This is a genomic window from Pseudomonas guariconensis, assembly GCF_040822035.1.
GTDB lineage: Bacteria > Pseudomonadota > Gammaproteobacteria > Pseudomonadales > Pseudomonadaceae > Aquipseudomonas > Aquipseudomonas guariconensis.
Window position 1 is genome coordinate 889,823 of the sequence record NZ_CP162012.1, and the last position, 25,988, is coordinate 915,810.

The window sequence follows — 25,988 nt, forward strand, 5'->3', positions numbered from 1 at the left end:
CAGGAATGGGGCAAGGCACTGCGCGCAAGTCGCAGCGCCGCGGGCGCAAGCCTGCACACCGGTCGCACGGGCCGTTTCTGAAAGGACTCACTGCCATAACAATAAAGTACATGGAGTAGCGTCGATGACATCTGCAAACCTGTTCTGGCGCCGGGCGAAGCTGCCCTTGGCCGTCAGCCTCGCTTCCACGCTCGCAAGTCCCGCATTCGGTGTCAGCTTCAACATCGGGGAAATCGAAGGCCAGTTCGATTCGTCGCTCTCCATCGGGGCCAGCTGGTCAACGGCCAATCCGAACCAGAACCTGATCGGGGTCAACAACGGTGGAAAGGGCTTGTCCCAGACCTCCGATGATGGCCACCTGAACTTCAAGAAGGGCGAGACCTTTTCGAAGATTTTCAAGGGCATCCATGACCTGGAATTGAAGTACGGCGACACCGGCGTGTTCGTCCGGGGCAAGTATTGGTATGACTTCGAACTCAAGGACGAGCACCGCCAGTTCAAGGACATCAGCGACTCCAATCGCAAGGAAGGCGCCAAGTCCTCGGGCGCCGAGCTGCTCGACGCCTTCGTCTACCACAACTACTCCATCGGCGATCTGCCAGGCTCCGTACGCCTGGGCAAGCAGGTGGTCAGCTGGGGTGAGAGCACCTTCATCGGTGGCGGCATCAACGCGATCAACCCGATCGACGTATCTGCCTTCCGCCGCCCTGGCGCCGAGATCAAGGAAGGCCTGATCCCGGTCAACATGTTCTATATCTCCCAAAGCCTGACCGACAACCTGTCGGCCGAGGCCTTCTATCAGATCGAATGGGACCAGACGGTCGTCGACAACTGCGGCACCTTCTTCTCCCAGGCCGACATCATCGCCGATGGCTGTAGCGACAACCTGCGCGTGCTCAACAGCAGCCGCTCCCTGCCGGCTCCGGTGCTGGGCCTTCTGGCCAGCCAAGGGGTGGATATCAACCAGGAGGGCGTGAAGGTCGCCCGTGGGCCGGACCGCGATGCACGCGACAGTGGCCAGTTCGGCGTGGCCATGCGCTACATGTTCGAGCCGCTGGATACCGAGTTCGGCGCGTATTTCATGAACTACCACAGCCGTGCGCCGATCTTCAGCGCAACTGGCGCACCTGCGTCGGTCTATGCCGCAGCGGGCAACTTCGGTCGACTGGCGCCGATCATCGTCGCGGGTAACTCGAAATACTTCGTCGAATACCCTGAGGATATCCGACTGTATGGCCTGAGCTTCTCCACCACGCTGCCCACCGGCACTGCTTGGAGTGGCGAGCTGAGCTACCGCCCCAACGCTCCGGTGCAGTTGAACACCACCGACATCCTCTTCTCGGCCGTGCGTCCGCTGGGCGGCCCTTACGCCGATGCCTCGGTGCTCACCGGCGTGCCGGGCGAGGACCTGCACGGGTACACTCGAAAGGAAATCACCCAGTTCCAGACCACCTTGACCCACTTCTTCGATCAGGTCATGGGTGCCAGCCGCCTCACCGTGGTGGGTGAAGTGGGCGTCACCCACGTAGGCGGGCTCGAGAGCTCGAGCAAAGCGCGGTACGGTCGCGACCCGGTCTTTGGCCCAGGCAATCTGCCCAACGGTACCTGCGAAGCGCTCAACGGCAGCACCATCGGGGGCTCTGGCCTGAACAGCTCCACCGCCAACATCAGCCGCAACTGCGAGAACGATGGCTTTACCACCACGACCTCCTGGGGTTACCGCGCCCGCGCCATCTGGGACTACAACGATGTCTTCGCCGGGGTGAACCTGCGGCCGAACGTGGCCTGGTCCCATGACGTCTCGGGTTATTCGCCAGGCCCTGGCGCCAACTTCGAGGAAGGCCGCAAGGCCATCAGTCTGGGCCTGGACGCCGAATACCAGAACACCTACACGGCGAGCCTTTCGTACACCAACTTCTTCGATGGCAAGTACAGCACCGTGGACGATCGCGACTTCGTGGCGCTGAGCTTTGGCGTGAACTTCTAAGCACACTGATCCAGGACGACAACAATGAACAAGACCAGAAGTCTGCTCAAAGCCGGTGTACTGGGGCTGTCCCTGCTGGCCACCAGCGTAATGGCCGCGGTGTCCGCCGACGAGGCTGCCAAGCTGGGCGCCAGCCTGACCCCAATGGGGGCAGAGAAGGCCGGCAATGCCGATGGCTCCATCGGCCCGTGGGAACCGCTGTCCAAGACTGCAGGCAGCGCTGACGCCAAGGGCTTTTTGTCCGACCCCTATGCCAGCGACAAGCCGCTCTACACCATCACCGCGCAAAACGTCGACCAGTACAAGGACAAGCTGTCACCAGGCCAGGTGGCGATGTTCAAGCGCTACCCGGACACGTACAAGATCCCGGTGTACAAGACCCACCGCGGCGCGACCGTGCCCGATGAAGTGTTCGCCGCCATCAAGGAAAACGCCACCAAAACCACGCTGGTCGAAGGCGGCAACGGCCTGAACAACTTCCGCACCGCCATTCCGTTCCCGATCCCCAAAAGCGGTCTGGAGGTGATCTGGAACCACATCACTCGCTACCGTGGCGGTAGCGTGACCCGCCTGGTCACCCAGGCTACGCCCCAGCAGAACGGCTCCTACAGCCTGGTGTACTTCCAGGACCAGTTCGTCTTCCGTGACCGCATGAAGGACTACGACCCGAACAACCCAGGCAACATCCTGTTCTACTTCAAGCAGAAGGTCACCGCCCCGGCGCGTCTGGCGGGCACCGTGCTGCTGGTTCACGAGACCCTCGACCAGGTCAAGGAGCCGCGCAAGGCCTGGATCTACAACGCTGGCCAGCGTCGTGTGCGCCAGGCTCCACAGGTGTCCTACGATGGGCCGGGCACCGCCGCGGACGGGCTGCGCACCTCCGACAACCTGGACATGTACAACGGTGCACCGGACCGCTACGACTGGAAGCTCGAAGGCAAGAAGGAGCTGTACATCGCCTCCAACAGCTACAAGCTCGACTCGCCCACCCTCAAGTACGCCGACATCCTCAAGCCGGGGCACATCAACCAGGACCTGGCCCGCTACGAGCTGCGCCGTGTGTGGCATGTGGTCGCGACCTTGAAGCCTGGCCAGCGGCACATCTACGCCAAGCGTGACTTCTACATCGACGAGGACACCTGGCAGGCCGCGGTGATCGACCAGTACGACGGCCGTGGCCAGCTGTGGCGTGTATCGGAGGCTCATGCCCAGGACTACTACAACGTGCAAGTGCCGTGGTACACCCTGGAGACCATCTACGACCTGCAATCGGGCCGTTACCTGGCGCTGGGCATGAAGAACGAGGAAAAACGCGCCTACGACTTCGGTTTCAGTGCCAGCAAGAGCGACTTCCAACCGGCGGCGCTGCGCCAGGACGGCGTGCGTTGAGGTCTGATTTCGCCTGAAGCCACTGGGGCTGCCAAAGCAGCCCCAGAGGTTTACACACCCTGCCTGCCATTCGCACGTCCAATGCCTGCTCATTCCCGCCATCGGCCTTGTTTCTTTTTGTTGTAGTCTTTTTCTTGCCAACCGCAGCCATCATCTTCAAATGAGCGGCGTTACCGGCTAGTCTCGCAACAATCCATACCCGCCGTAGTCCTCCACCCAGAACGAGCCGGCCATGACAGACCTGTCCCGTATGCATGGATTTGCCAGTCAGGCCTTCGGCCTGTTGGACGGGCGTTTCTTCCGGCCGCCCCTGCCTGATGGCCATGTGCCCAGGTCGCGGCTGTGCCAGCGCCTGCAGTTGGGCCTCGACGGGCGTCTGTTGCTGGTCAACGCACCGGCGGGCTTCGGCAAAAGCTCCCTGGCTATCGAGTTCTGTCAGGCCTTACCTGTTCAGTGGCGCAGCCTGTGGCTTGGCCTCAGCCAGCGCGATGCTGACCCCGGCCGCTTCCTTGAACGCCTGCTCGAAGGCCTCCAGCAGTTCTGTCCGGCCCTGGGGGGCCAGGCCATGGGGCTGCTGAAAATGCGTCAGCGCCACCAACCGTTCGCCTTCGAACAGTGGCTCGATGGCCTGCTCGACGAGCTCGCGCTCTACCTGCAGGCGGACTCTCCGTTGCTGTTGGTGCTGGACGACTATCACCTGGCCCAGGGGCCCGTGCTGGACCGTTGTCTGCAGTTCTTCCTCAACCATTTGCCCACCGGCCTGGTCTTGCTGGTCACCAGCCGCCAGCGACCTGACTGGCACCTGGCGCGGTTGCGGCTGTCGCGCCAATTGGTCGAGCTCAATGAGCAGGACCTGCGCCTGACGCCCGACGAAGCCTTGGCAGTGATCGGCCGCCAACCCACAGGGCTGCGCGGGCAGGCGCTGGACAACTTGATCCAGCGCAGCGACGGTTGGGTTGCCGGGCTGCGTTTCTGGCAACTGGCGGCCAGCGAGTCCGGCGAGGACAACGCCTTGCCCCAGGCCTTGCACGGCGGCGAAGGGCTGATTCGCGACTACTTGCTCGAAGAGGTCATCGAGATCCTGCCGGCCCATGTGCAGGCGTTTCTCTATGACACCGCCTGCCAGGAGCGCTTCTGCGCTGAGCTGTGCGATGCATTGCGCGAACGCGAGGACAGCGCCGGCATCCTGAAATACCTGCAGGCCCACCAGGTGTTTCTGGTGCCGTTGGACGAACATGGCCGCTGGTTCCGTTATCACCATCTGTTCTCCGATCTGTTGCGCAGCCGTCACTCCAGCCAGCCGTTAGGCGCCTTGCACCTGCGGGCGTGCCGCTGGTTCCAGGCCCAAGGCTTGCTCGACGAGGCCGTGGAACAGGCCTTGCGCGCGGGGCATCTGGACGTAGCCGCCGACCTGGTGCAGAGCCTGTCTGAAGAGCAACTGCTGGCCGAGCAGAACGTCGGCATGCTGCTGCGCTGGAAGATGGACCTGCCCGATAGCCTGCTGATCAGCACCCCGCGTCTGATCGTGCTGTATAGCTGGGCCTTGGGCCTGGCGTGCCAGCTTGATGCGGCCGAAGAGCTGGCGGCGCACTTGAGCCGTTTCCTGCCGGCCCCTTCGGCCACTGCGCAGAAATCCATGCTCGCCCAGTGGCTGGCATTGAGCGGGGTGATCGCCCGGGGGCGTGGGGACCGTCAGCGCACCCTGGCCTACTGTGGCGAGGCACTGCGCAGCCTGCCTTACAAACGCTATGGCCAGCGTCTGGTGTGCCTATCGACGCTATCCAACCTGGCGATCGCCGATGGCGATTTCTGGCGGGCCCGAGGCTGGAACCGAGAAGCCTTGGAGTTGGCGCAGCGCGTCGGCAATCCGTTGTTCGAGGCCCTGGCCCATTACGATCGGGCTCGCGTGCTGCACGCCCGCGGTGAGGTGCTGCGTGCCCTGGATGAAGTGCATCAAGGCCTGCAGCGTCTGCAAGGGTTGTCGGCGCAACGCCTGTATGCCGTACGCGCCCGGCTGACCTTGTATGAGGGGTATCTGCTGGTCTCGCGCCTGCAGCCCGCCCAAGGCCGCGCGCGGCTTCGTGCCGGGCTCAGCGAGGCGCGGGCTTGCCGCGATATCAGCGTGCTGATCGGCCATTGTGTGATCGCCTCGCTCGACGGTCGGGAGGGCCGGTTCGCCGAGGCCTTCGCCGAACTGGCCGAGGCCGAGCGGTTGATGCACATCTGGGATGTGCCGCCGATCTTCTACCTGGCCATGATCACTTTGGTGAAATGCGAGCTGTGGCTGGCCCAGGGGCGTACCGACCTGGCCGGCTCCTGGCTGTTGCGCCTGGGCCAGACCTACGGCGGCGAACGACCGGCGGCGGCGCCGGAATTCCATCCGTTGCTGGCGCTGCACATCGAGTTGCAGCAGTCGCTGCTCGAGCCCGTGCTGGCGCGGCCTCAGGAGGCGGCGGAGCGTCTGCGTGCACTGGTGGAGCGTGGTCAGGCCAGTGGCGGCATGATGCTGGTCGTCAACGCCATGTGCCAATGGATGTCGCTGTTACTGGCCGAGGGGCAGGAGCAGGAGGCGGCGGCCTTGTTGCCTCAAGCCCTCGAGGCCGCCCGGGGCGGCGTGTTGCAACCGTTCCAGCGACTGCTCGAGCAGCAGCCCCACTGGCTGCGTGAGCAACTGGCCACACGCCCGGCCTGTCAAGTCCAGGCCGAATTGCTCGCCCGCCTGCCGCGCCCCGCAGCGGTCGCGGAAAACATCGAGGCGCTCAGCGGACGCGAGTTGGCGGTGCTCGAGTTGATCGCCCAAGGCTGCTCGAACCAACAGATCAGCGAGCGGCTGTTCATCTCCCTGCATACCGTCAAGACCCACGCCAGTCACATCAACGCCAAGCTTGGCGTTGAGCGTCGCACACAGGCCGTGGCCAAGGCCAAGAGCCTGGGGCTGCTTGCCTGATCGTGGATCGGGTCGGATAATGGCTCATGGCCATTATTTCTGGGCGGCCATCGCGGGCTCATCTTTCCTGACTCGCTGCCGATAGCCTGTTCGGCGGTACGCATCGCCACGGACCATTCTCCAACTCTTGCCAATACAGGGTCGTGTTGATGCTGCAGTACGGGCAAAAAAGCTTCCTGATCGTCGACGACTTCACCGACTTTCGCACCTCGACCCGCTCCATGCTCCGTGAGCTGGGGGTGCGCGATGTGGATACCGCCGACAGCGGCGAGCAAGCCTTGCGCATGTGCGCGCAGAAGCGCTACGACTTCGTCCTCCAGGATTTCCACCTGGGCGACGGCAAGAAAAACGGTCAGCAGGTGCTCGAAGACCTGCTGCTGGACAAGCTGATCAGCCATGAATGCGTGTTCATCATGGTCACCGCCGAGAGCAGCCAGTCCATCGTCCTGAGCGCACTCGAACATGAGCCCGATGCCTATCTGACCAAACCGTTCAACCGGGTGGGTCTGGCCCAGCGCTTGGAAAAACTCGTTCAGCGCAAGACCCTGCTCAAGCCGATTCTCCAGGCCCTAGACCGTGCACGCCCTGCCGAAGTGCTGGCGGCCTGCGCCGAGCTGTGCAAGAAGGACCCACGCTTCGCCCCGCTGTGCCTGCGCTATCGCGCTGATGCGCTGCGCGACCTGAACCGCTTCGAAGAGCTGGAAAAATTCCTCACCAGCATCCTTGCCAGTCGCCCCCAGCCGTGGGTCTATGCGTCCCTTGGCAGCCTGCTGCACAAGCGTGGTCAGCATGCCCAGGCCCAGGGTGTCTATGAGCAGGCGCTCAAGGCGTTCCCGATCATGCCGGGGTTGTACGATGGCATGGCTGAAGTGCTGGTCGCCCAGGGCGAGACCAAGCGGGCCCAGCACATGCTCGAAGAAGCCGTGCGCCTGTCGCCCCTGGCGGTACGCCGGCAGGCGGCGCTGGGTAAGCTGGCGCTGGACAACGAAGACTTCGAGAGCGCTTCCAAGGCCTATCGTCACGCCGTCAACCAAGGCCAGAGTTCTCGTTATAAAAGCCCGGAGAGTAACTTGGGCCTGGTCCAGGCGCTGATGAGCAAGAACGCCGGCAATGGCCTGGATGCCCGCACTCGCGTCGAGATCAACACGGTGCTCAGCGAAGTGGCCAAGGAAAACGTCGAGGACCAGGGCCTGCAGGTGCGTGCCCGACTGATGAAAGCCGCCAGTCTGCAACAGGCCGGTGACGAGGAAACGGCGGGCAAACTCACCGAGCAGGCCATGCAGCGCCTGGAGAAGATGGACCAGTTCTTCTCGGTCGAAGCGGCCCTGACCGTGGCCAAGCAGTTGCAGCAACTCGGCCAGGCTTCGGCCGGCACCAGCATCCTCAAGGGCTGTGTGGAAACCTACGGCGACGACCCCAAGGTCATGCAGAGCGTGGCCAAGCTCACCGACGACCCTAGCGTGCTCGGTGCTGTCACCGAGGCGGTGGACCTCAACCGCCAAGGCGTGCGCAGCTACCAGGGCGGCCAGCTCAACGAGGCGCTGGAGATGTTCCGCCGGGCGCTGGCGTTGCAGCCCAAGAACATCAGCATTGCACTGAATACCGCCCAGGCGCTGCTGCGTATCGGTGGCGAAAACCCGGCGCCTGCACTGATGCAGGAGTGCCGCAACTGCCTGCAGAGCGTCGCCGGCATTCCGGCCAGTGACAACCGCTACGATCGCTACCGCAAACTGCATATCCGGGTATTCGGCGCATGAATCGAGACGAGCAGGGGCTGGATTTCTCCACGGTGATCGCGTCTACCGTGCATGACATGAAAAACTCGCTGTCGGCGCTGATCCAGGCCCACGACCAATGGCTGGCGCGGCTGCCCGAAGTGCTGCACGGCGGCAGCGAGCAAGGCGTGATGGAGCACGAGTTTCGCCACCTCAACGGCATGCTGGTGCAGTTGCTGGGCCTGTACAAGCTGGATATCAACCAGTTGCCGATCTGCCCGGACTACCACGAACTGGACGACTTCATCGAAGCCCAGCTCGCCGCCCAGCAGGAGGTGCTGGAGCATCGCGACATTCTCGCCACCTGGCGCCTGGAGACCGAAAGCCCGCTGGGTTTCTTTGACCGCGAGCTGGTCGCTTCGGTGGTGGGCAACGTCCTCACCAACGCCATTCGCCATGCCGGTCACGCCTTGCAGATCAGCATCGAAGACGTGGGAGAGCAACTGGTGATCAGCGTCAACGACGATGGCCCCGGTTATCCACAGCGCATGCTCGAACGCCAGCAGGACTACGTCCAAGGCATCGACTCGAGCACCGGCAGCACAGGCCTTGGTCTGTATTTCGCCGCCCGCATCGCCGCCCTGCACGAGCGCAATGGCGTGCGCGGGCGGATCGAGATCAGCAACGGCGGGGTGCTGGGGGGCGGTTTGTTCCGGTTGTATTTGCCTTGATGCTGTGTCGAACACGTTTTGTATAAGCCTCGTTCGCGGGTAAACCCACCCCCGCAAGGGGCAACGCGGGCCAGATAGCGGGTTTACCCGCGAAGAAGGCGCCACGAAGCGAGACAGTTGCTCTTCAGTTCTCTGTTATTGGTATGGGGAGCCTGGGGTTTTTCTTGTATGGTTTCTGCCTGAACGCAAGCAGGACCAAACGCACATGAATCCCCAATCTCCCAGCCTCATTCGGGAAACCTTCCCCGTCGGCCCGCTGCAGTGCAACTGCACTCTGATCGGCGATCCGATCAGCAAGAAGGCAATCGTGGTCGACCCGGGGGGCGATCCGGAAAAGATTCTCGCCCGCCTGCAGGCCCATGGCCTGACTTTGGTGAGCATCATCCACACCCATGCCCACTTCGATCACTTCCTCGCCTCGGGCAAACTCAAGGAACTGACTGGCGCGACCTTGCATCTGCACAAGGACGACCAGCCTTTGTGGGACAACCTTCAGATGCAATGCCAGATGTTCGGCGTGCCCTACACGCCGGTGCCGCCACCGGACCGCTGGTTGGGAGACGACGAGGAACTGGCCTGTGGCTGCGGTGTGGCTTTGCATACGCCGGGACACACACCGGGCTCGATGAGCTTCTGGTTCGCCGATGCCAAGCTGCTGATCGCAGGTGATACGTTGTTCCGCCGGGGAATCGGTCGCACCGATTTGTGGGGTGGGGATCAGCGGGCGATCGTCCGTTCCATCAAGGAGCGGCTCTATCGCCTGGACGAGGAAGCGGTGGTGGTGACCGGCCATGGCCCGGATACTCGTCTTGGCGACGAAATGCGCGAAAATCCTTTCGTGCGGGCGTGAGGTTTCACGGAATTATTCCGCCTCGCTTCGGTCCAAGGCTGGCATAGGGCCATCCACGACCTTTTGCACTTTCGAATTTCTGTAGGAGCTTGTCCATGTTCACCATGCGTCGTCTGATTATCGTCGCTACCGCTGCTGCCCTGATGACCGGCTGTGCCGGCCAGAACCCCTATGACAGCCAGGGCCAGGCGCAGGGCTCCACCGGGATGAGCAAGACCGCCAAGTATGGTGGCCTGGGCGCGCTGGCCGGTGCCATCGCCGGCGCTGCCATCGATCACAACAACCGTGGCAAGGGCGCGCTGATCGGCGCCGCCGCAGTGGGCGCCGCCGCTGCTGGCTATGGTTACTATGCCGACAAACAGGAAGCCGAGCTGCGCGCCAAGATGGCCAATACCGGTGTCGAAGTGCAGCGCCAAGGCGACCAGATCAAGCTGATCATGCCGGGCAACATCACCTTCGCCACCGATTCGGCGAACATCTCCCCAAGCTTCTACTCGCCGCTGAACAACCTGGCCAACTCGTTCAAGCAGTTCAACCAGAACACCATCGAGGTGGTCGGCTTCACCGACAGCACCGGCAGCCGCCAGCACAACATGGACCTGTCCCAGCGTCGCGCCCAGGCCGTCAGCAGCTATCTGACTTCCCAGGGCGTCGACCCGTCCCGCGTCAGCGTGCGCGGCATGGGCCCGGACCAGCCGATCGCCAGCAACGCCGACGCCAATGGCCGTGCGCAGAACCGTCGTGTAGAGGTCAACCTCAAGCCGATTCCGGGTCAGCAGTACGATCAGCAGGGCACAGTCCAGCAGTACCCGTAAGCGTCAGACCCACATGACAGGGGCCGCATAGCGGCCCCTGTTCATTTCAGCGCACGGTACTGGCCTGAATTGCGGTCAAGGCGATGGTGTGGACGATATCGTCTACCTGAGCCCCGCGTGGCAGGTCGTTCACCGGCTTGCGCAACCCTTGCAGCATCGGGCCGAGGCTGACGCAGTCGGCGCTGCGTTGCACGGCCTTGTGCGTGGTGTTGCCGGTGTTCAGGTCCGGGAAGACGAATACTGTCGCCCGCCCGGCCACAGGGCTTGCCGGAGCCAGCTGACGAGCGATTTCGGGGTTGGCGGCGGCGTCGTACTGCAACGGGCCGTCGATCACCAGATCGTGCTCGGCCTGCTGCGCCAGGCGGGTGGCCTCACGTACCTTCTCCACTTCCTCGTCGCTGGCGGCCGAATCGCTGGAGTAGCTGAGCATCGCCACGCGTGGGGCAATGCCGAAGGCCTGGGCCGATTCGGCACTCTGCCTGGCAATCTCGGCCAGTTCCGCAGCGCTGGGGTGCGGGTTCATCACGCAGTCGCCGTAGACCAGCACCTGCTCGGGGAAGAGCATGAAGAACACCGACGACACCAGGCTGCTGCCGGGTGCGGTCTTGATCAATTGCAGGGCAGGGCGGATGGTATTGGCAGTCGAATGGACCAGCCCTGACACCAACCCGTCGACCTCGTCGAGCGCCAGCATCATGGTGCCGATCACCACTGGATCTTCCAGTTGCTGTTCGGCCATGGGAGCGTTGAGATTCCGGCTCTTGCGCAGCTCGACCATGGGCTGGACGTAGCGGCCGCGGATCAACTCCGGATCGAGCACCTCGAGATCCGGTGGCAGGGTGATGCCCTGGGCGCGGGCGACCGCCTGGACGTCCTCGGGCTTGGCCAGCAGCACGCAACGGGCGATGCCCCGCGCCTGGCAGATGGCGGCGGCCTGCACCAGCAGCGGCTCGGCGCCTTCGGGCAGGACGATGCGCTTGTTGGCCTGCTGGGCGCGCTGGATCAACTGGTAGCGGAACACCGCCGGTGACAGGCGCAACTCGCGTGGTGTGCCACAACGCTGATGCAGCCAGGCGGCATCCAGGTGGCTGGCGACGAAGTCGGTGATGAACTCGGCGCGTTCGCGATCATCGACTGGGATTTCGCGGTTGAGTGAGTTGAGGCGATTGGCGGTGTCGTAGGAACCGGTGCTCACCGACAGGATCGGCAGGCCGGCCTGCAGGGCGCCGCGGCACAGTTCCAGGATGCGAGGGTCCGGCTTGCTGTCGCTGGTCAGCAGCAGGCCCGCCAGCGGGACCCCATTGATCGCCGCCAGGCTCACCGCGAGGATGATGTCGTCGCGGTCACCCGGCGTCACCACCAACGTGCCCGGCTTGAGCAGCGGCACGGTGTTGGCCACGGTGCGGGCGCAGATGATGATGGTGTTCATGCGCCGCTGCTCGTAGTCGCCGGCATTGAGCACTTGGGCGCCTAGCAGCTCGGCCACATCGCGGGTCCGTGGGGCATTGAGCTCGGCCTGGTAGGGGATGCAGCCGAGCAGGCGGAAGTCATCGCCGCGCAGCAGGGGCGAGTGTTCGCGCAGGCGGGTGGCGAAGTCGGCCATGCTCTCTTCGGTGCGAACCTTGTTCAGGACCACGCCGAGCACCTTCGGATCGCGCGGACCACCGAACAGCTGGGCCTGCAGTTCGACACGGCCGGACAGCTCGCTGAGTACTTCGTTTTCCGGTGCCGACACCAGGATCACCTCGGCGTCCAGGCTCTTGGCCAGGTGCAGGTTGACCCGGGCCGCGTAGCTGGCATGGCGGGTGGGCACCATGCCCTCGACCACCACCACGTCGTTGCCGATGCACGCCTGCTGGTACAGGCGGATGATTTCCTCGAGCAACTCGTCCAACTGGCCATCGCCGAGCATGCGCTCGACCTGGGCCAGGCTCAGGGGTGTGGGCGGGCGGATGCCGTGGGTGCGGGCGACCAGTTCGCTGGAGCGCTCCGGGCCTGTGTCGCCAGGGTGGTGCTGGGCGATCGGCTTGAAGAAGCCGACCTTCAGGCCGCCGCGCTCGAGGGTGCGGACCAGGCCGAGGCTGATGGATGTCAGGCCGACACCAAAATCTGTCGGCGCGATGAAAAATGTCTGCATGCGTGCTTCTCGAAATAAGCGGTGCAAGGGATCAACGGCCAAGGGTATCGCTATCGGTACCCTGGGCGCACCAGCCGCAGGCAAATACCTGGCCGATGCGCCGTTCGCGCTCTTGGGCATCGAGCACCCAGGGCCTGGCCTGCCAGGGCGGTTGGTGGCGCAGGTGCTGGGTATGGCCGCAGGAAAGCTCAACCACCCAGTGGCCGTCTTCGTCCTGGTGAAACCCAGTCACCCGACTGACGGGGCGCTCAATGTCCGAGGGGCGTTCGCAATCGGGCGATGCCTTGGTTACACTTATTCGCTCTACATTCTTTTGCAAAAGGTCTTGCCCCATGCTGATTGCCGCCAACAAGGCTGTCTCCATCGACTATACCCTGACCAACGACGCCGGGGAGGTCATCGACAGTTCCGCCGGCGGTGCTCCGCTGGTGTACCTGCACGGTGCCTCCAACATCATTCCAGGCCTGGAAAAAGCCCTGGAAGGCAAGCAGGCCGGCGACGAACTGAACGTCAGCGTCGAGCCTGAAGAGGCCTACGGCGAGTACCTGGCCGAACTGGTCAGCACCCTCAACCGCAGCCTGTTCGAAGGCGTCGATCAACTGGAAGTGGGCATGCAGTTCCACGCTTCGGCACCGGACGGCCAGATGCAGATCGTCACCATCCGCGACATCGACGGCGACGACATCACTGTCGACGGCAACCACCCGCTGGCCGGCCAGCGCCTGAACTTCAAGGTCAAGGTGGTCAATGTGCGTGACGCCAGCGACGAAGAAATCGCTCACCGCCACATCCACGGTGAAGGTGGCCATCACCACTGATTTTCTGCGCTAAGCTCAGAGAGTCGCCAGGCGCTCGGGCAAGCCGACTTGCCTTCCTTGGGGAAGGTGTGGACGGTTTGGCCGCGCGCCTTTTTAGTGGGCGCCTTTCGCCCCTGCGACAACCGGGAACCTGAGAGGGGAGTCATCATGAGTGCATTTCACGACCTGACGTTGAAGGCGCTGAACGGCGAGGATCTGCCCCTTGCACCGTTCAAGGGCCAGGTGGTGTTGGTGGTCAATGTCGCCTCCAAGTGTGGTTTGACACCGCAATACAAAGCCCTGGAGAACCTGTACCAGGATTACAAGGACAAAGGCTTCAACGTCCTCGGTTTGCCTTGCAACCAGTTCGCCGGGCAAGAGCCGGGCAGCGAGGAGGAAATCCAGGCGTTCTGCAGCCTCAACTACGGCGTGAGCTTCCCGTTGGGGGCCAAGCTCGAAGTCAACGGGCCGCAGCGTCATTCGCTGTACCGCCTGCTGGCGGGTGAGGGGGCTGAATTCCCCGGGGATATCACCTGGAACTTCGAAAAATTCCTGGTCGGCAAGGATGGCCGGGTCCTGGCTCGTTTCGCACCGCGTACCACACCGGATGACCCGACGGTGGTCCAGGCGATCGAGAAGGCGCTGGCCTGAGTCCTATTTGATTCGGGGCTTCAGTCCTGCGAGTCGCCAAACAACGGCGGCCCTACTGCGCAGTCCATTCGCGGGTAAACCCGCTCCCCCAGGGGCTCTGCCAGCCTGAAGGCCGGCGCAGGCCTGTGAGAGCGGGTTTACTCGCGAATGGACCACCGTTTTGAGTCCGACGAGCGATCAGCTGCGCGGTGTGGTCGAGCCTCGCTTGATCGCCAGATCTGTCTTTACAGCCTGAGTGTTCATCATTCCTGCCTGGCGACAAGCACTAGCCAGGTACCCTTCGAACTGCTCGACGATCGCCGGCCAGCCCTGGCGACTGGCGTGCTGGCGGGCATTCAGACGTACCGTGCGCAAGGTTTCCTGCTCTTCCATCAGCCAGCAGGCCGCGTCGATGAACGCCGCCTGGTCGCCCGGCATTGCCAACGCGCCGCTGTGCCCGTGGCGGATGTGCTGGGCGGCCGCTGCTTCGTCATAGGCAACCACCGCCAGGCCCGAGGCGAGGGCCTCGAGAACAACGTTGCCGAAGGTTTCGGTCAGACTCGGAAACAGGAACAAGTCACCGCTGGCATAGTGCTCGGCCAATACCTCGCCCCGTTGGGCGCCACAGAACACGGCATCGGGCAACTGCTGTTCGAGCGTATCGCGCTGGGGGCCGTCGCCGACGATGACTAGGCGCATGCGGCGCTGTGGATAAGCCTTGCGCAAGGCCTCCATGCACGGTGCAAGCAGCCCTAGGTTCTTCTCTGCGGCCAGCCGCCCCACGTGCAGCACGGCAATGTCGTCCGCGCCCAGGCCCCAGCGCTCGCGCAACGCCTGGCTGCGCCGGGCCGGATTGAACAGGCAGGCGTCGACGCCGCGGGCCATGAGCGCCAGGCGCTCGAAACCACGGCGCTCCAGCTCCAGGCGCTGGCTCGCGCTCGGCACCAGGGTGATGGCGGTGCGCCGGTGAAACCAGCGCAGGTAATGAGTGAGCAGGCGCGTCAGCAGGCCCAGGCCGTACTGCCGCGAATATTGTTGGAAATTGGTATGAAAGCCGCTGACCACGGCAACCCCCAACTGCCGCGCCGCACGCAGTGCGCTGAGGCCCAGCGGCCCTTCGGTGGCGATGTAGAGCACGTCCGGGCGGTGCTTGCGCCAGCGGCGCAGCAGTGTGCGCTTGGTGATCTCGCCCCATTGCAGGCCTGGGTAACCCGGCAGTGGCCAGCCCCGGCAGAGCAGCAGATCATCCCCTTCACGCTGCGAGGTGTCGCTGGCCTGTCTTGGGCGCACCAGCTCGACCTGATGACCACGTTGGCGCAGCCCTTCGATGAGGCGTCCGAGGGTATTGGCCACGCCGTTGATCTCGGGTGGAAACGTCTCGCTGACAAGGGTGATACGTAGGGGTGGTCTATTCATGACAAAAAGTTTCCACCCGCCGCGTTGCGGTTCTGTGACGTCATTGTGACGGCCGGGTGACGCCATTTTTTGAAGAGAAAAATGCTTGGAAATTTCCCCTTTGGGGTGCTCAAGAATCCCCCAGGACCAGCCGATGCAGATGTATTCGACACTCGAGGTGCGCTCCGGGAGAGCGGTCATGTTCAACAGCAAACTCAAGAAAGAAATCCAACAGCTGCGCGAGGACCTGATGTCCGTCGAGCAAGTCAAAAGCAGCCTGGACAGCGAGATGTTGGTGCTTCAGCTCGACCCCCACGGGCGCATCGAGTCGGTCAACAGCAACTTCGAAAAGGAGATGCTGTACAGCGCCGGGCAGTTGATTGGGCGCAACATCGAAGAAATCGTGCCGCCTCATGTGAAGGAGCTGGACTTCTATCACCGCATGAAAGGCGCCATCACCCGTGGCGAACACCTCAACGGCGCGTTCCGCCTGCTACGCGGCAACGGCGAGGAAGCCTGGCTGCGCTCGATCCTGCAGCCGGTCAAGAGCAGCGATGGGCGGATCAAGCATTTCAGCATGCATTCGAGCGACTTGACCCGCACCATCGAGGCCTCCCGCGAGCACGAGAGCCTGATCAAGGCCCTGATGCGTTCCACCGCCCTGATCGAGTTCAACCTGCAAGGCGAAGTGCTCACCGCCAACGACCGCTTCCTCAACGCGATGGGTTACACCCTGGAGCAAGTGCGTGGCAAACCACACCGCATGTTCTGCGAACCGGAAGAGGCCAATTCGCCGGCTTACCAGGCGTTCTGGGACAAGCTGCGCCGGGGCGAATTCGTTGCCGACCGTTTCAAGCGTGTCGATGCCCATGGCCGGACCGTGTGGCTGGAAGCTTCCTATAACCCGATCATCGATGCCCATGACGTGCTCTACAAAGTGGTCAAATTCGCCACCGTGATCACCGACCAAGTCAACCAGGAAATCGCCGTCGCCCAGGCTGCAGACATCGCCTACAACACCTCGCTGGGTACCGACGCCAGTGCCCGCAAGGCCACTGAGGTGGTCACCCAGACCGTCGATGTCATGCGCGGTCTGGAAAGCTCCATGCAGGATGCCGCCCAGGGCATCCAGGCGCTGGACACCCAGTCCCGGGTGATCGGCTCGATCATCAAGACCATCAGTGACATTGCCGGGCAGACCAACCTGCTCGCGCTCAACGCCGCCATCGAAGCGGCGCGCGCGGGAGAGCAGGGACGCGGGTTCGCCGTGGTCGCCGACGAAGTGCGCCAGCTCGCCTCGCGCACCAGCACCGCCACCGACGAGATCGCCAAGGTAGTGCAGCAGAACGAACAATTGGCTCAGGCGGCGGTGGACATCATCGACACCAGCAAGCGCCAGGCCGAGCAAGGCCTGACCCTGGCTGCCGAAACCGGCAGCGTGATCGTCGAAATCCAGGACGGGGCGAAGAAGGTGGTGGATGCGGTAGGGCAGTTTTCCAACCAGCTGAATCATTGATGCCCCGCACCGTGGGGCGGGGTTAGCCGCGAAGGGGGCGCAGTACGCCCCCTCGCAAGGTCAGCTGCGCTCGCGTACCCAGAACAAGGTCGCGCCCGCCACGGCGGCTGGCATCATCACCACGTTCACCAGCGGGATCATCAGCGCCAGGTAGGTGATGCCGCCAAAGCCCAGTGACTGCCAGCGCTTTTCGCGCAGCCAAGCGAGCATGTCCTGCCAGCTCATCTTGTTGTTGTCCGCCGGGTAGTCGATGTACTGGATGGCCATCATCCAGACCCCGAAGATCAGCCACAACGGGGCGGCCACCACGTTGACCACCGGGATCAAAGACAGGATGAACAGGCCGATGGCCCGTGGCAGAAAGTAGCCTAGCTTGCGCATTTCACGGCCGAAGGTGCGTGGCACCATGGCGATCAACTCGCCCCAGCTGAATGCGGGGAAGTTATCCTGCCCGCGGACCACCACCTCGACCTTTTCGGCCAGAAACCCATTGAAGGGCGCGGCGATGACGTTGGCCACCAGGGTGAAGGTGAAGAACACCATGAGGATCACCAAGGCGACGAACAGTGGCCACAGAATGTAGGTCAGAAAGCTCAGCCAGCTCGGCAGGGTGGGCATCAGGGTATCGACCCACAGGCTGAACTGATGCCCTGCGAAGTAGATCAGCCCGCCGAACAGCAACAGGTTGACTGTCAGCGGCAGCAGCACGAACAGGCGCAGGCTGGGGCTCATGACCAGTTTCAGCCCTTCGCGCAGGTACTGTGGGCCAGAGAGGACAGGGGCTTGCATCGAGACGCTCCGGATCAGGGGAAAACGCGCTGACCTTACCGAGTTTGAGGCCTCGACGAAAGCCGCCTGGTGCGGGAGCAACGGGCTGTAACAAAAGCGAGGGAAGATTTTCTATCGGTTCGGTCGGGAGATAGAGGCAGCCTATAAGGTGGATTGTCGAAGGATATTTCCTTAATCTCTGCGACCTCGCTACAGTGCGCTCAACTTTTTGGTTTCGGATCTGCGCGTCATAGGCTTCCCCAAGCGCTGCGTAGGTCCCTTTTCATTCCAGCCGGCACTGCCGGTGCCCCGACGCCGGCCCAGCGGCCGTCTCGACAGGAGTTCGACATGTCTGAAGTACGTTATTCGCGCGTCATCATCCTCGGTTCCGGCCCGGCCGGTTACAGCGCAGCGGTCTATGCCGCCCGTGCCAACTTGAAGCCGCTGCTGATCACCGGCATGCAGGCCGGCGGTCAGCTGACCACCACCACCGAAGTCGACAACTGGCCGGGCGACCCCCACGGCCTGACCGGCCCGGCCCTGATGCAGCGCATGCAGGAGCATGCCGAGCGCTTCGAGACCGAGATCGTCTTCGACCACATCAATGCCGTGGACCTGGCCAACAAGCCGTTCACCCTGCGCGGCGACAGCGGCACCTACACCTGCGACGCCCTGATCATCGCCACCGGTGCCAGCGCTCGCTACCTGGGGCTGCCGTCGGAAGAGACTTTCATGGGCAAAGGCGTTTCGGCCTGCGCAACCTGCGACGGTTTCTTCTACCGCAACAAGCCGGTTGCCGTGGTGGGTGGTGGCAACACCGCCGTGGAAGAAGCCCTGTACCTGGCCAACATCGCCAGCAAGGTAACGCTGGTCCACCGCCGCGACACCTTCCGCGCCGAGAAGATTCTGGTCGACAAGCTGCACGCCCGTGTGGCCGAAGGCAAGATCGAGCTCAAGCTCAACGCCACCCTGGATGAAGTGCTCGGTGACGACATGGGGGTGACCGGTGCGCGCCTGAAGAACAACGACGGTAGCAGCGACGAAATCAAGGTCGACGGCGTGTTCATCGCCATTGGCCACACCCCGAACACCTCGCTGTTCGAAGGCCAGCTGACCCTCAAGGACGGCTACCTGGTTGTCAACGGCGGCCGTGAAGGCAACGCTACCGCCACCAACGTCGAAGGCGTGTTCGCGGCTGGCGACGTGGCCGACCACGTCTACCGCCAGGCGATCACCTCCGCCGGTGCCGGCTGCATGGCTGCACTGGACGTGGAGCGTTACCTGGACGGCCTGGCGAACGCTTCGTTCTAAGGATTCGCCAGCGTCCACCGGGGCTTTGGCCCCCTACAAAAAAACCGGCCTGATGGCCGGTTTTTTTGTGTCTTGAAAGAGCCTTACAGGCTAAGGCGCATCGACAGGTCCACCGCCTTCACGTCCTTGGTCATGGCGCCGATGGAAATGTAGTCCACGCCGGTCTCGGCGATCACCCGCAGCGTGCTTTCGTTCACGCCGCCGCTGGCCTCGAGCTTGGCCTTGCCAGCGGTGATGCGCACGGCTTCGCGCATTTCATCGAGGGTGAGTTCATCGAGCATGATGATGTCGGCGCCGGCCGCCAAGGCCTGGCGCAGCTCGTCCAGGCTTTCGACCTCGATTTCCACAGGCTTGCCCGGCGCGATGCGGTGCGCTGCGTTGACGGCCTCGGCCACCCCGCCGCTGGCGGCGATATGGTTTTCCTTGATCAGGAACGCGTCGTACAGGCCGATGCGGTGGTTGTGACAGCCGCCGCAGGTGACTGCGTACTTCTGCGCCAGACGCAGGCCGGGGAGGGTCTTGCGGGTGTCGAGCAGGCGCACCTGGGTGCCCTGTACCAAGTCCGCGAGAAAGCGCGCCCGGGTCGCCACACCCGACAGCATCTGCAGGAAGTTCAGCGCCGTGCGTTCGCCGCTGAGCAGCGAGCGTGCCGGGCCTTCGAGGTGGAACAGCGCCTGGTTGGGCGTGGCCCGATCGCCATCGGACACCTGCCAATGCACCGCGACCCGCGGGTCGAGCTGGCGGAACACCGCATCGACCCAGGCGGTACCGGCGATGGTGCAGTCCTCACGGGTGATGATGGTTGCCTTGGCCAGGCGCTCGGCCGGAATCAGCTGGGCGGTGATGTCGCCACTGCCGATGTCTTCGAGCAGCGCGCGGCGCACGTTGGCTTCGATTTCGGCGGTCAGGTCGGCGAGGCGTAGGTTCGGCATGGTCGGCTCCACAAGCTAGGTGCGGCGATTATAGGGCAGGGGGGCGGCGTGTACAGCGGCAACGGGACTGACCTTTGGTCGGGACGGCTGAGCATTGCGGCGAATGGAGTGTCAGTTGCTGGCGTGTGAAGAACGCTCTAGTAGCTATCGGAATTTTTACCGATAATGCGCCCAGTATTTGGCGTCATGGTTTTGACTGGCATCGCGCCAACGAAAACACCCACAAGGAGTCCGGGATGCAGAAAGAAGGCAAGGTGGTGCCTTTGGCGGTCGCCATCGATCGCGGGGCTCATGCGCCCTCGTGCCTCCCGGTGCCGCTTCTGCAAGTGCGCGACCAGGCTGCATTGCAGCTGCGCCAAGGGCTGCAGGCATTGTTCGACAATGCTGACGACACGCTCTTCGAAATGGCCGACAAGGCTCCTGATCGTTTCGAGCAGAACCTGTACTTCGAAGCCATGCGCGACCTGCGTCTGAAGCGAAAGAGCATCGAGCGCGGCTTTCTCGACACTTTCTATGACCGCTTTGCCCAGGTAGGGCAGGTCGAAGCCTCGGCATTCACCCTTAGCGAGGACCCGCTCGGTTCGGCGCAGTTGGCACGCACCGCCGTCCTCGAAACCATGGTCGCCCGGGTGCTTTCGCGCGATGGTCTTGCTTTGGAACACCTGGCGTTGCGCCTGCAAGCCCTGCTCGGCAACGCCGCGGCGGCGCCGGACAACCCCCTGGGGCCGGACCGTTTGTGCGGTTATTTCCTGGAGGCCGCGCGCAGCCAAGGCGTTACCCGCAGGGTCAAGCTGATCCTGCTCAAGCTGTTCGAACGCTACGTGTTGCGCGACCTCGATCAGTTGTACGATCAAGCCAACCAGTTGCTGGCCGACGCCGGTGTGCTGCCTGAACTCAAGCCGACACCGCGCCGTCGTGCCGACGATCGTCGCCAATCCGTCCAACGCCTGTCAGCCGAGCTGGCGCGCGACGAAGCGCCGGATCTCGATGGCGCAGGCCAGGCGTTCTTCGATTCCGTACAGGCACTGCTGGCCCCGATCCGAGGCCGAATCGCGCCGCGTGTGCAGCAGGTCGCCAGCGCCCAGCCGATCAGCACCGCCGACCTGCTGCGCCTGCTGTCGCATCTTCAGCACTATGTACCGGCCACCTGCGAGGCGGATGACTTCTCGCTTGGCCAGCAGTTGGAGCAGTTGCTGCTGCGGGTGAGCGTGCGCAGCGGCACGCGCCGCCGGATCGACACGGCTGACGAAGACACCCTCAATCTGGTCGGCCTGCTGTTCGACTTCATCCAGGCCGACAACAACTTGCCTGTATCCCTGCGCGGGTTGATCGCTCGCTTGCACATTCCACTGCTCAAGGTCGCCTTGCTCGATAAAGGCCTGTTCAGCCGTGCCAGTCATCCTGCCCGGCGTCTGCTCAACGAGATTGCCGCCGCCGCGATCGGCTGGGAAAGCGGCAGCGAGGGCGTGCGCGACAGCTTGCATCTGCGCGTGGAGCGGGTGATCCAACGCCTGCTCAACGACTTCACTGACGATTCCCGCGTGTTCGCCGATCTGCTCGAGGATTTTCTCGCGTTCAACCAGGAAGAGCGGCGGCGCAACGAACTGCTCGAACAGCGCACCCGTGACGCCGAAGAGGGGCGCGCCCGGGCGCTGCAAGCCCGGCAACGGGTACAGCAGGCACTGAACTTGCGCCTACAAGGTCGGGTGCTGCCGCACGCGGTGGTACACATGCTGGTGCATGGTTGGAGCCAGGTCTTGCTGCTGGCCTGGCTCAAGGAGGGCGAAGACTCCAGCGCCTGGCGCGATGGCCTGGACACAGTCGATGCCCTGCTGGCCAGCATCGCCCCACACCGAGATCCACAGGCGCGGGAGCGCTTGTTGCAACAGGTGCCGGTGCTGCTCAAGAACCTGCGCGACGGATTGGCCGGGGTGGTCACCGAAGCCGCCGCGACCCGGGAGTTCTTCCTGCGACTGGAGCAGTTGCACCTGCGCGCCTTTGCTGGCGGTGACGTTTCATCCACCGACGGCGCGCCTGACCTGGATGAGGTCTTGGTGGCCGAGCAGATCATTCTGGCGGTGGCCGATGAATCGGCCTGTGGTCCGTTGCTGCGTCTGGATGGACAAAGCCCTGAACTGGGACAGGTGCGGCGGCTGCGCATCGGTGCCTGGGTAGAAGTGATGGATGACGATGAGCCCCTGCGCTGCAAGTTGGTGGCGGTGATCGACAGCAGCGACCGCTATGTCTTCGCCAATCGTACCGGCATGAAGGTGCGGGAGTGGAGCTGCGCCGGACTGGTCCAGGCCCTGCGGCGTGGTGAGGTTCGTCTGCTCGACGACGGTCTTTTGTTCGAGCGCGCGCTGGACGCTGTGCTGGAACGATTGCGCAGCCAGCAGACGCGCTGAACAATCATTTACATGCAAGCCTGCCGGACGCGGGGCATACTGGCGGCTCCTCCCTGGCGATTTCAGGAACTGCTCCATGCAATTGGACCGTGCGACTGGCTGGTTCTCCGGCGTCACCCACTGCCCCTCGCCGAATTTCAACGCGCGCCCTGAAGGCGAAGCCATCTCCCTGTTGGTTATCCACAACATCAGCCTGCCTCCGGCCTGTTTCGGCACCGGCAAGGTCCAGCAGTTCTTCCAGAACCGGCTCGATCCCGCCGAGCACCCCTACTTCGAAAGCATCTGCCATTTGACCGTCTCAGCGCACTTGTTCATCGAGCGGGACGGGGCGGTGACCCAGTTCGTCTCTTTGCTGGACCGTGCCTGGCATGCCGGTGTTTCGCGCTTCGGCGAGCGCGAGGGTTGCAACGATTTTTCCATTGGTATCGAGCTGGAGGGCACCGATGATTTGTCCTACACCGACGCCCAGTACCAGACCTTGAAACAACTGACCGAGCAGATTCGCGGCGCGTGGCCTGTGATCGACCTCGGACGTATCTGCGGTCACAGCGACATCGCCCCGGAGCGCAAGACCGACCCGGGCCCGGCTTTCGATTGGTGCCGCTACCGGGCGGCCCTGCAGTGCAGTGAGGACGACGCATGAGCTTTCTAGTGTTGGTGTTGGTGCTCTGGTTCGAGAAGTTCTCGGCCCTGCGCCAGCGGTTGCAGCGTGACGGGTTCTTCATCGGCGAGCTGGTACGTCTGGAGCGCAGCGGCAAGGTGCATCCCTGGTGGACGCTGGCCATCCTGGTGCTGGCGCCCGTAGCGTTGCTGGTGCTGTTGCTGCACGTGCTGGAGCCTGTGGCTTACGGCCTGCTGGCCTTGCCAGTGCACCTGCTGGTGCTGATCTACAGCCTCGGGCGTGGCGACATCAAGGCATCCCTGGGGCCGTTTCGAGATGCCTGGCGCCGGGCCGATGACCAAGCCGCGCTGCATGTGGCCGAGCGGGATCTGGGCCTGGCCGCCCACGATGCCCCTAGCTTGTTGGTGCGGGTGCAGGGGCATTTGCTGTGGCAGGCCTACCAGAGCTTTTTCGCGGTGATCTTCTGGTACTTCCTGCTCGGCCCGGGCGCGGCCTTGGCCTATCGGCTGCTGGCGCTGAGTGTAGAGAACAGCCGCCAACCGGCACTCAAGGAGCGCGCCGAGCAGCTGCGCCATGCCCTGGACTGGTTGCCGGTGCGGGTGCTGGCCCTGAGCTTTGCCCTGGTAGGCAACTTTGTCGCCGTGGTGCGGGTGATGCTGCATGAACTGCTCAACTGGCACATCAGTGCGGGGCATCTGGTGGCGCGGGTCGGACGCGTGGCGGACAGCGCGCCTGAGGAAGAAGACACCCAGCGGGGGCTCGGTCGTCTGGACAGCCTCTGGGAGCTGCTGCTGCGTTGCGCGGTGCTGTGGTATGCCTGCTTTGCGCTGTGGACGGTATTGGTCTGAGTGCGTGCTTCGGCTTGTCGGCCTGGTATCGAGCGAGCCAGGCCTACGCAAGCAGCGCTTAACCTTAAATTACAAACCTTGGGTTCGATCTGCGTTATACAAGTCCCCTGGCCGTTAATGGCCTTGTGCTACCTCGCAGAATAAAAAGAATCCAAGGAGATGCGCATGAAGCGTTTGCTCTATCCGGCCATCGCCCTGATGGACCGGCTGAGCTTCGGCTTGAAGTTCAGCTTGATCAGCACTTTGTTCTTCGTCCCCATGCTGGTCACCAGCTTCTACCTGGTGCGCGACGTCTACGACGAATTCCACGCCACCGGCGTCGAGCTGCAGGGCTTGGGGCCCCTGGCTGGCGCCCTGACCCTGCGTAGCGATCTGGAAACCCTGGGCAACCTGTTGCAGATCAACGCCCTGTTGGGCCAGTCGGGACAGGCCGGCGACGTGGAGCAGCGTATCGGCGCCCTTGAGGACAAGGTCGCCGCGGGGCTTGAGGCGATACCCACGAGCGACCCGCAGCTACAGGCCCGACGAGAAGAGCTGAGCGAAATCTTCACCCGCGCGCGCAACGAGTCCTCCCTGCAAAGCAAGGCGGCTCTGTTCGACAAGCTGTTGGTTCAGGCCCAGGTCCTGACCAAACAGGTGGCCAGTCAATCCGGGCTGGACCAGGACCACCAGGCCTCGGTGCGGCATCTGAGCGAGCTGCTGGGCAGTGCCACCGGTCAGGTAACCCAGACCCTGGGCGAAGGGCGGGCATTGGGGGCCATGGCGTTGGGCCGTGGCTTCATCGATTCGGCCGGCAGTGCCCGTTTCGAAGACTTGTTGCAACGCTTGGAGCGGCTGTCTGCCGACTACGGCATTCGCCTGGACGACGCACTGGCCGCTGACCCGCGCGCAAGGACCGACTTGGCCGCGCTGGCCGAAGCCAGCCAGGCAACGGTGAAACAGGCCGCGACCTTGTTCGAAGACCGTGTGGTGATGGCCGAAACCCTGGACGCGCCATGGCTTGGGTTCTATCAGCAGGTCAGCGACCTGATGGTGCAGACCTACCGCCTCAACGACGCCATCCTCTCCCACCTTCAGGTGCAACTGCAGGATCGCCTGGACGAGCACCGCCTGCGCATGATCGCGCTGGTCGCCGCGCTGCTGGCGGTATTTGCCCTGATCATCTATCTGGACAGCGGCTTCTATGTGTCCATCCGCCAAACCTTGGGCAATCTGGGCGCGGCCATGGACAAGGTCGCAGCCGGCGACATGACCGTGAGTTTCAAGGCCCACAGCCGCGACGAGCTCGGCGAGCTGGGCCAAGGCTTCAACCAAACGGTGTTGCGCATTCGCGAGCTGATCGATCAGGTGGGGCGGACTGTCTCGACGGTCGAGGAGCAAGCCGGGCAGGTGCTGGAGGTGTCGGTGCGCAGCAACCAGGCGGTCAGTGGCCAGCGTGAGCAGATCGAACAAGTGGCCACCGCCATGAACCAGATGAGCGCCACCTCCCAGGAGGTCGCCCGCAGTGCAGCCCTGGCCGCCGAAGGCGCGCAACAGGTCAATCGCGAGAGCGCCACCGGCCGTGGCCTGGTGGAAAACCAGCAGGACAGCATCACCCGCCTGGCCGGGGAGATTGACCAGAGCGTGGTTGCGGTCAACCAGCTGGCCGGTGACAGCCGGGCCATCGGCCGGGTGCTGGAGGTGATCCGCAGCATCGCCGAGCAGACCAACCTGCTGGCGCTCAACGCCGCCATCGAGGCGGCTCGGGCCGGCGAGCAGGGCAGGGGCTTTGCCGTGGTGGCCGATGAGGTACGCACCCTGGCGCGCCGCACCCAGGACTCCACCGAGGAGATCGCCCAGATGATCCAGCGCCTGCAGGCGGGCGTCGACGCGGCGGTCACGGCCATGGGCAGCAGCCACCAGATGGCGGCGGGGACGGTGGACGAAGCACGTCAGGTGCAACAGGCGCTGGGCAACATCCTTGGTGCGGTGGGCGGCATCGTCGCGCAGAACCAGCAGATCGCCGCGGCCGTCGAGCAGCAGACCGCGGTGGCCCATGACATCGACCTGAATATCGTGGCAATCAACCGCGCTGCCCAGGACACCACCCAAGGCGCCTGCCAGACCGAACAGGCCAGCCGGGCGTTGTCGAACCAGGTGGACGAGCTCAAGCGACTGATCGGCGCGTTCCGCGTCTAGGCTGATTCGTGGCGA

20 protein-coding genes are annotated in these 25,988 nt (G+C 63.6%); 15 read left to right on the forward strand and 5 right to left on the reverse strand.

The window, feature by feature from the left end; translation table 11 throughout:
• The first annotated feature begins 124 nt into the window (after positions 1 to 124).
• The 7 genes from AB1N67_RS04025 to AB1N67_RS04055 all read left to right on the forward strand — a co-directional run bounded on the left by AB1N67_RS04025 (position 125) and on the right by AB1N67_RS04055 (position 10,434).
• The gene (locus AB1N67_RS04025; RefSeq protein WP_043213820.1) at positions 125 to 1,987 is read left to right on the forward strand and encodes a DUF1302 domain-containing protein; all 1,863 of its coding nucleotides are present in this window, start codon (positions 125 to 127) and stop codon (positions 1,985 to 1,987) included.
• Between the two features lie 24 nt (positions 1,988 to 2,011).
• Positions 2,012 to 3,376: a DUF1329 domain-containing protein gene (locus AB1N67_RS04030; protein ID WP_043213821.1), complete on the forward strand. Its 1,365-nt coding sequence runs from the start codon at positions 2,012 to 2,014 to the stop codon at positions 3,374 to 3,376.
• Between the two features lie 232 nt (positions 3,377 to 3,608).
• Complete coding sequence (locus tag AB1N67_RS04035; protein WP_367863548.1) at positions 3,609 to 6,323, forward strand: LuxR C-terminal-related transcriptional regulator; 2,715 nt, start codon at positions 3,609 to 3,611, stop codon at positions 6,321 to 6,323.
• A gap of 149 nt (positions 6,324 to 6,472) precedes the next feature.
• Complete coding sequence (locus AB1N67_RS04040; RefSeq protein WP_043213825.1) at positions 6,473 to 8,080, forward strand: tetratricopeptide repeat-containing response regulator; 1,608 nt, start codon at positions 6,473 to 6,475, stop codon at positions 8,078 to 8,080.
• On the forward strand, positions 8,077 to 8,769 hold the full coding sequence (locus AB1N67_RS04045; protein WP_043213827.1) for a sensor histidine kinase KdpD: 693 nt from the start codon (positions 8,077 to 8,079) through the stop codon (positions 8,767 to 8,769). Before AB1N67_RS04040 ends, AB1N67_RS04045 begins: the two co-directional genes overlap by 4 nt.
• A gap of 205 nt (positions 8,770 to 8,974) precedes the next feature.
• Positions 8,975 to 9,619, forward strand: coding sequence for an MBL fold metallo-hydrolase (locus tag AB1N67_RS04050; protein WP_043213829.1), 645 nt, complete (start codon positions 8,975 to 8,977; stop codon positions 9,617 to 9,619).
• Between the two features lie 95 nt (positions 9,620 to 9,714).
• Positions 9,715 to 10,434, forward strand: a complete 720-nt coding sequence (locus AB1N67_RS04055; RefSeq protein WP_043213831.1) for an OmpA family protein — start codon at positions 9,715 to 9,717, stop codon at positions 10,432 to 10,434.
• 46 nt (positions 10,435 to 10,480) lie between these two features.
• On the opposite strand, the gene pta is transcribed toward AB1N67_RS04055, so the two are convergent.
• The gene (gene pta / locus AB1N67_RS04060) at positions 10,481 to 12,571 is read right to left on the reverse strand and encodes a phosphate acetyltransferase (protein ID WP_043213833.1); all 2,091 of its coding nucleotides are present in this window, start codon (positions 12,569 to 12,571) and stop codon (positions 10,481 to 10,483) included.
• Positions 12,572 to 12,602: 31 nt separating this feature from the next.
• A complete protein-coding gene (locus AB1N67_RS04065) occupies positions 12,603 to 12,905 on the reverse strand; it encodes a DUF3565 domain-containing protein (protein ID WP_043213835.1) in 303 nt (100 codons plus the stop codon).
• Between AB1N67_RS04065 and AB1N67_RS04070 the strand changes: the two genes are divergently transcribed.
• The gene (locus AB1N67_RS04070) at positions 12,904 to 13,389 is read left to right on the forward strand and encodes a peptidylprolyl isomerase (RefSeq protein ID WP_070576981.1); all 486 of its coding nucleotides are present in this window, start codon (positions 12,904 to 12,906) and stop codon (positions 13,387 to 13,389) included. The two genes, AB1N67_RS04065 and AB1N67_RS04070, sit on opposite strands and share 2 nt — an antisense overlap.
• Before the next feature lie 147 nt (positions 13,390 to 13,536).
• Complete coding sequence (locus AB1N67_RS04075) at positions 13,537 to 14,019, forward strand: glutathione peroxidase (RefSeq protein ID WP_043213841.1); 483 nt, start codon at positions 13,537 to 13,539, stop codon at positions 14,017 to 14,019.
• A 177-nt stretch (positions 14,020 to 14,196) separates the two neighbouring features.
• Here the strand turns inward: AB1N67_RS04075 and AB1N67_RS04080 are convergent, their stop codons facing one another.
• Positions 14,197 to 15,414 (reverse strand): glycosyltransferase family 4 protein, encoded by a 1,218-nt coding sequence (locus tag AB1N67_RS04080; RefSeq protein ID WP_367863549.1) that lies wholly within the window; start codon positions 15,412 to 15,414, stop codon positions 14,197 to 14,199.
• Between the two features lie 178 nt (positions 15,415 to 15,592).
• Between AB1N67_RS04080 and AB1N67_RS04085 the strand changes: the two genes are divergently transcribed.
• Positions 15,593 to 16,909 (forward strand): PAS domain-containing methyl-accepting chemotaxis protein, encoded by a 1,317-nt coding sequence (locus AB1N67_RS04085; protein WP_043213843.1) that lies wholly within the window; start codon positions 15,593 to 15,595, stop codon positions 16,907 to 16,909.
• 60 nt (positions 16,910 to 16,969) lie between these two features.
• Here the strand turns inward: AB1N67_RS04085 and cysZ are convergent, their stop codons facing one another.
• Entirely contained in the window at positions 16,970 to 17,698 is a 729-nt protein-coding gene (gene cysZ / locus AB1N67_RS04090; protein WP_043213846.1) for a sulfate transporter CysZ, read from the reverse strand.
• A gap of 327 nt (positions 17,699 to 18,025) precedes the next feature.
• On the opposite strand from cysZ, the gene trxB reads away from it, so the two are divergent.
• Positions 18,026 to 18,988: a thioredoxin-disulfide reductase gene (gene trxB / locus AB1N67_RS04095; RefSeq protein WP_367863550.1), complete on the forward strand. Its 963-nt coding sequence runs from the start codon at positions 18,026 to 18,028 to the stop codon at positions 18,986 to 18,988.
• Between the two features lie 83 nt (positions 18,989 to 19,071).
• Here the strand turns inward: trxB and nadC are convergent, their stop codons facing one another.
• Positions 19,072 to 19,920: a carboxylating nicotinate-nucleotide diphosphorylase gene (gene nadC / locus AB1N67_RS04100; RefSeq protein WP_043207989.1), complete on the reverse strand. Its 849-nt coding sequence runs from the start codon at positions 19,918 to 19,920 to the stop codon at positions 19,072 to 19,074.
• A 236-nt stretch (positions 19,921 to 20,156) separates the two neighbouring features.
• On the opposite strand from nadC, the gene AB1N67_RS04105 reads away from it, so the two are divergent.
• The 4 genes from AB1N67_RS04105 to AB1N67_RS04120 all read left to right on the forward strand — a co-directional run bounded on the left by AB1N67_RS04105 (position 20,157) and on the right by AB1N67_RS04120 (position 25,973).
• The gene (locus AB1N67_RS04105; protein WP_043207990.1) at positions 20,157 to 22,325 is read left to right on the forward strand and encodes a DUF1631 domain-containing protein; all 2,169 of its coding nucleotides are present in this window, start codon (positions 20,157 to 20,159) and stop codon (positions 22,323 to 22,325) included.
• A 76-nt stretch (positions 22,326 to 22,401) separates the two neighbouring features.
• Positions 22,402 to 22,968: a 1,6-anhydro-N-acetylmuramyl-L-alanine amidase AmpD gene (gene ampD / locus AB1N67_RS04110; RefSeq protein ID WP_367863551.1), complete on the forward strand. Its 567-nt coding sequence runs from the start codon at positions 22,402 to 22,404 to the stop codon at positions 22,966 to 22,968.
• Entirely contained in the window at positions 22,965 to 23,795 is an 831-nt protein-coding gene (ampE, locus tag AB1N67_RS04115; protein ID WP_367863552.1) for a regulatory signaling modulator protein AmpE, read from the forward strand. The genes ampD and ampE overlap by 4 nt, the downstream gene beginning before the upstream one ends.
• 165 nt (positions 23,796 to 23,960) lie before the next feature.
• Positions 23,961 to 25,973: a methyl-accepting chemotaxis protein gene (locus AB1N67_RS04120; RefSeq protein WP_367863553.1), complete on the forward strand. Its 2,013-nt coding sequence runs from the start codon at positions 23,961 to 23,963 to the stop codon at positions 25,971 to 25,973.
• Positions 25,974 to 25,988 lie beyond the last annotated feature (15 nt).

What these genes read in the sequence shown, in the direction of transcription:
- AB1N67_RS04025 (WP_043213820.1), top strand. Translation starts at nt 125, where the DNA reads ATGACATCTGCAAACCTGTTCTGGCGCCGGGCGAAGCTGCCCTTGGCC.
- AB1N67_RS04030 (WP_043213821.1), top strand. Translation starts at nt 2,012, where the DNA reads ATGAACAAGACCAGAAGTCTGCTCAAAGCCGGTGTACTGGGGCTGTCC.
- AB1N67_RS04035 (WP_367863548.1), top strand. Translation starts at nt 3,609, where the DNA reads ATGACAGACCTGTCCCGTATGCATGGATTTGCCAGTCAGGCCTTCGGC.
- AB1N67_RS04040 (WP_043213825.1), top strand. Translation starts at nt 6,473, where the DNA reads ATGCTGCAGTACGGGCAAAAAAGCTTCCTGATCGTCGACGACTTCACC.
- AB1N67_RS04045 (WP_043213827.1), top strand. Translation starts at nt 8,077, where the DNA reads ATGAATCGAGACGAGCAGGGGCTGGATTTCTCCACGGTGATCGCGTCT.
- AB1N67_RS04050 (WP_043213829.1), top strand. Translation starts at nt 8,975, where the DNA reads ATGAATCCCCAATCTCCCAGCCTCATTCGGGAAACCTTCCCCGTCGGC.
- AB1N67_RS04055 (WP_043213831.1), top strand. Translation starts at nt 9,715, where the DNA reads ATGTTCACCATGCGTCGTCTGATTATCGTCGCTACCGCTGCTGCCCTG.
- pta (WP_043213833.1), bottom strand. Translation starts at nt 12,571, where the DNA reads ATGCAGACATTTTTCATCGCGCCGACAGATTTTGGTGTCGGCCTGACA.
- AB1N67_RS04070 (WP_070576981.1), top strand. Translation starts at nt 12,904, where the DNA reads ATGCTGATTGCCGCCAACAAGGCTGTCTCCATCGACTATACCCTGACC.
- AB1N67_RS04065 (WP_043213835.1), bottom strand. Translation starts at nt 12,905, where the DNA reads ATGGGGCAAGACCTTTTGCAAAAGAATGTAGAGCGAATAAGTGTAACC.
- AB1N67_RS04075 (WP_043213841.1), top strand. Translation starts at nt 13,537, where the DNA reads ATGAGTGCATTTCACGACCTGACGTTGAAGGCGCTGAACGGCGAGGAT.
- AB1N67_RS04080 (WP_367863549.1), bottom strand. Translation starts at nt 15,414, where the DNA reads ATGAATAGACCACCCCTACGTATCACCCTTGTCAGCGAGACGTTTCCA.
- AB1N67_RS04085 (WP_043213843.1), top strand. Translation starts at nt 15,593, where the DNA reads ATGTTCAACAGCAAACTCAAGAAAGAAATCCAACAGCTGCGCGAGGAC.
- cysZ (WP_043213846.1), bottom strand. Translation starts at nt 17,698, where the DNA reads ATGCAAGCCCCTGTCCTCTCTGGCCCACAGTACCTGCGCGAAGGGCTG.
- trxB (WP_367863550.1), top strand. Translation starts at nt 18,026, where the DNA reads ATGTCTGAAGTACGTTATTCGCGCGTCATCATCCTCGGTTCCGGCCCG.
- nadC (WP_043207989.1), bottom strand. Translation starts at nt 19,920, where the DNA reads ATGCCGAACCTACGCCTCGCCGACCTGACCGCCGAAATCGAAGCCAAC.
- AB1N67_RS04105 (WP_043207990.1), top strand. Translation starts at nt 20,157, where the DNA reads ATGCAGAAAGAAGGCAAGGTGGTGCCTTTGGCGGTCGCCATCGATCGC.
- ampD (WP_367863551.1), top strand. Translation starts at nt 22,402, where the DNA reads ATGCAATTGGACCGTGCGACTGGCTGGTTCTCCGGCGTCACCCACTGC.
- ampE (WP_367863552.1), top strand. Translation starts at nt 22,965, where the DNA reads ATGAGCTTTCTAGTGTTGGTGTTGGTGCTCTGGTTCGAGAAGTTCTCG.
- AB1N67_RS04120 (WP_367863553.1), top strand. Translation starts at nt 23,961, where the DNA reads ATGAAGCGTTTGCTCTATCCGGCCATCGCCCTGATGGACCGGCTGAGC.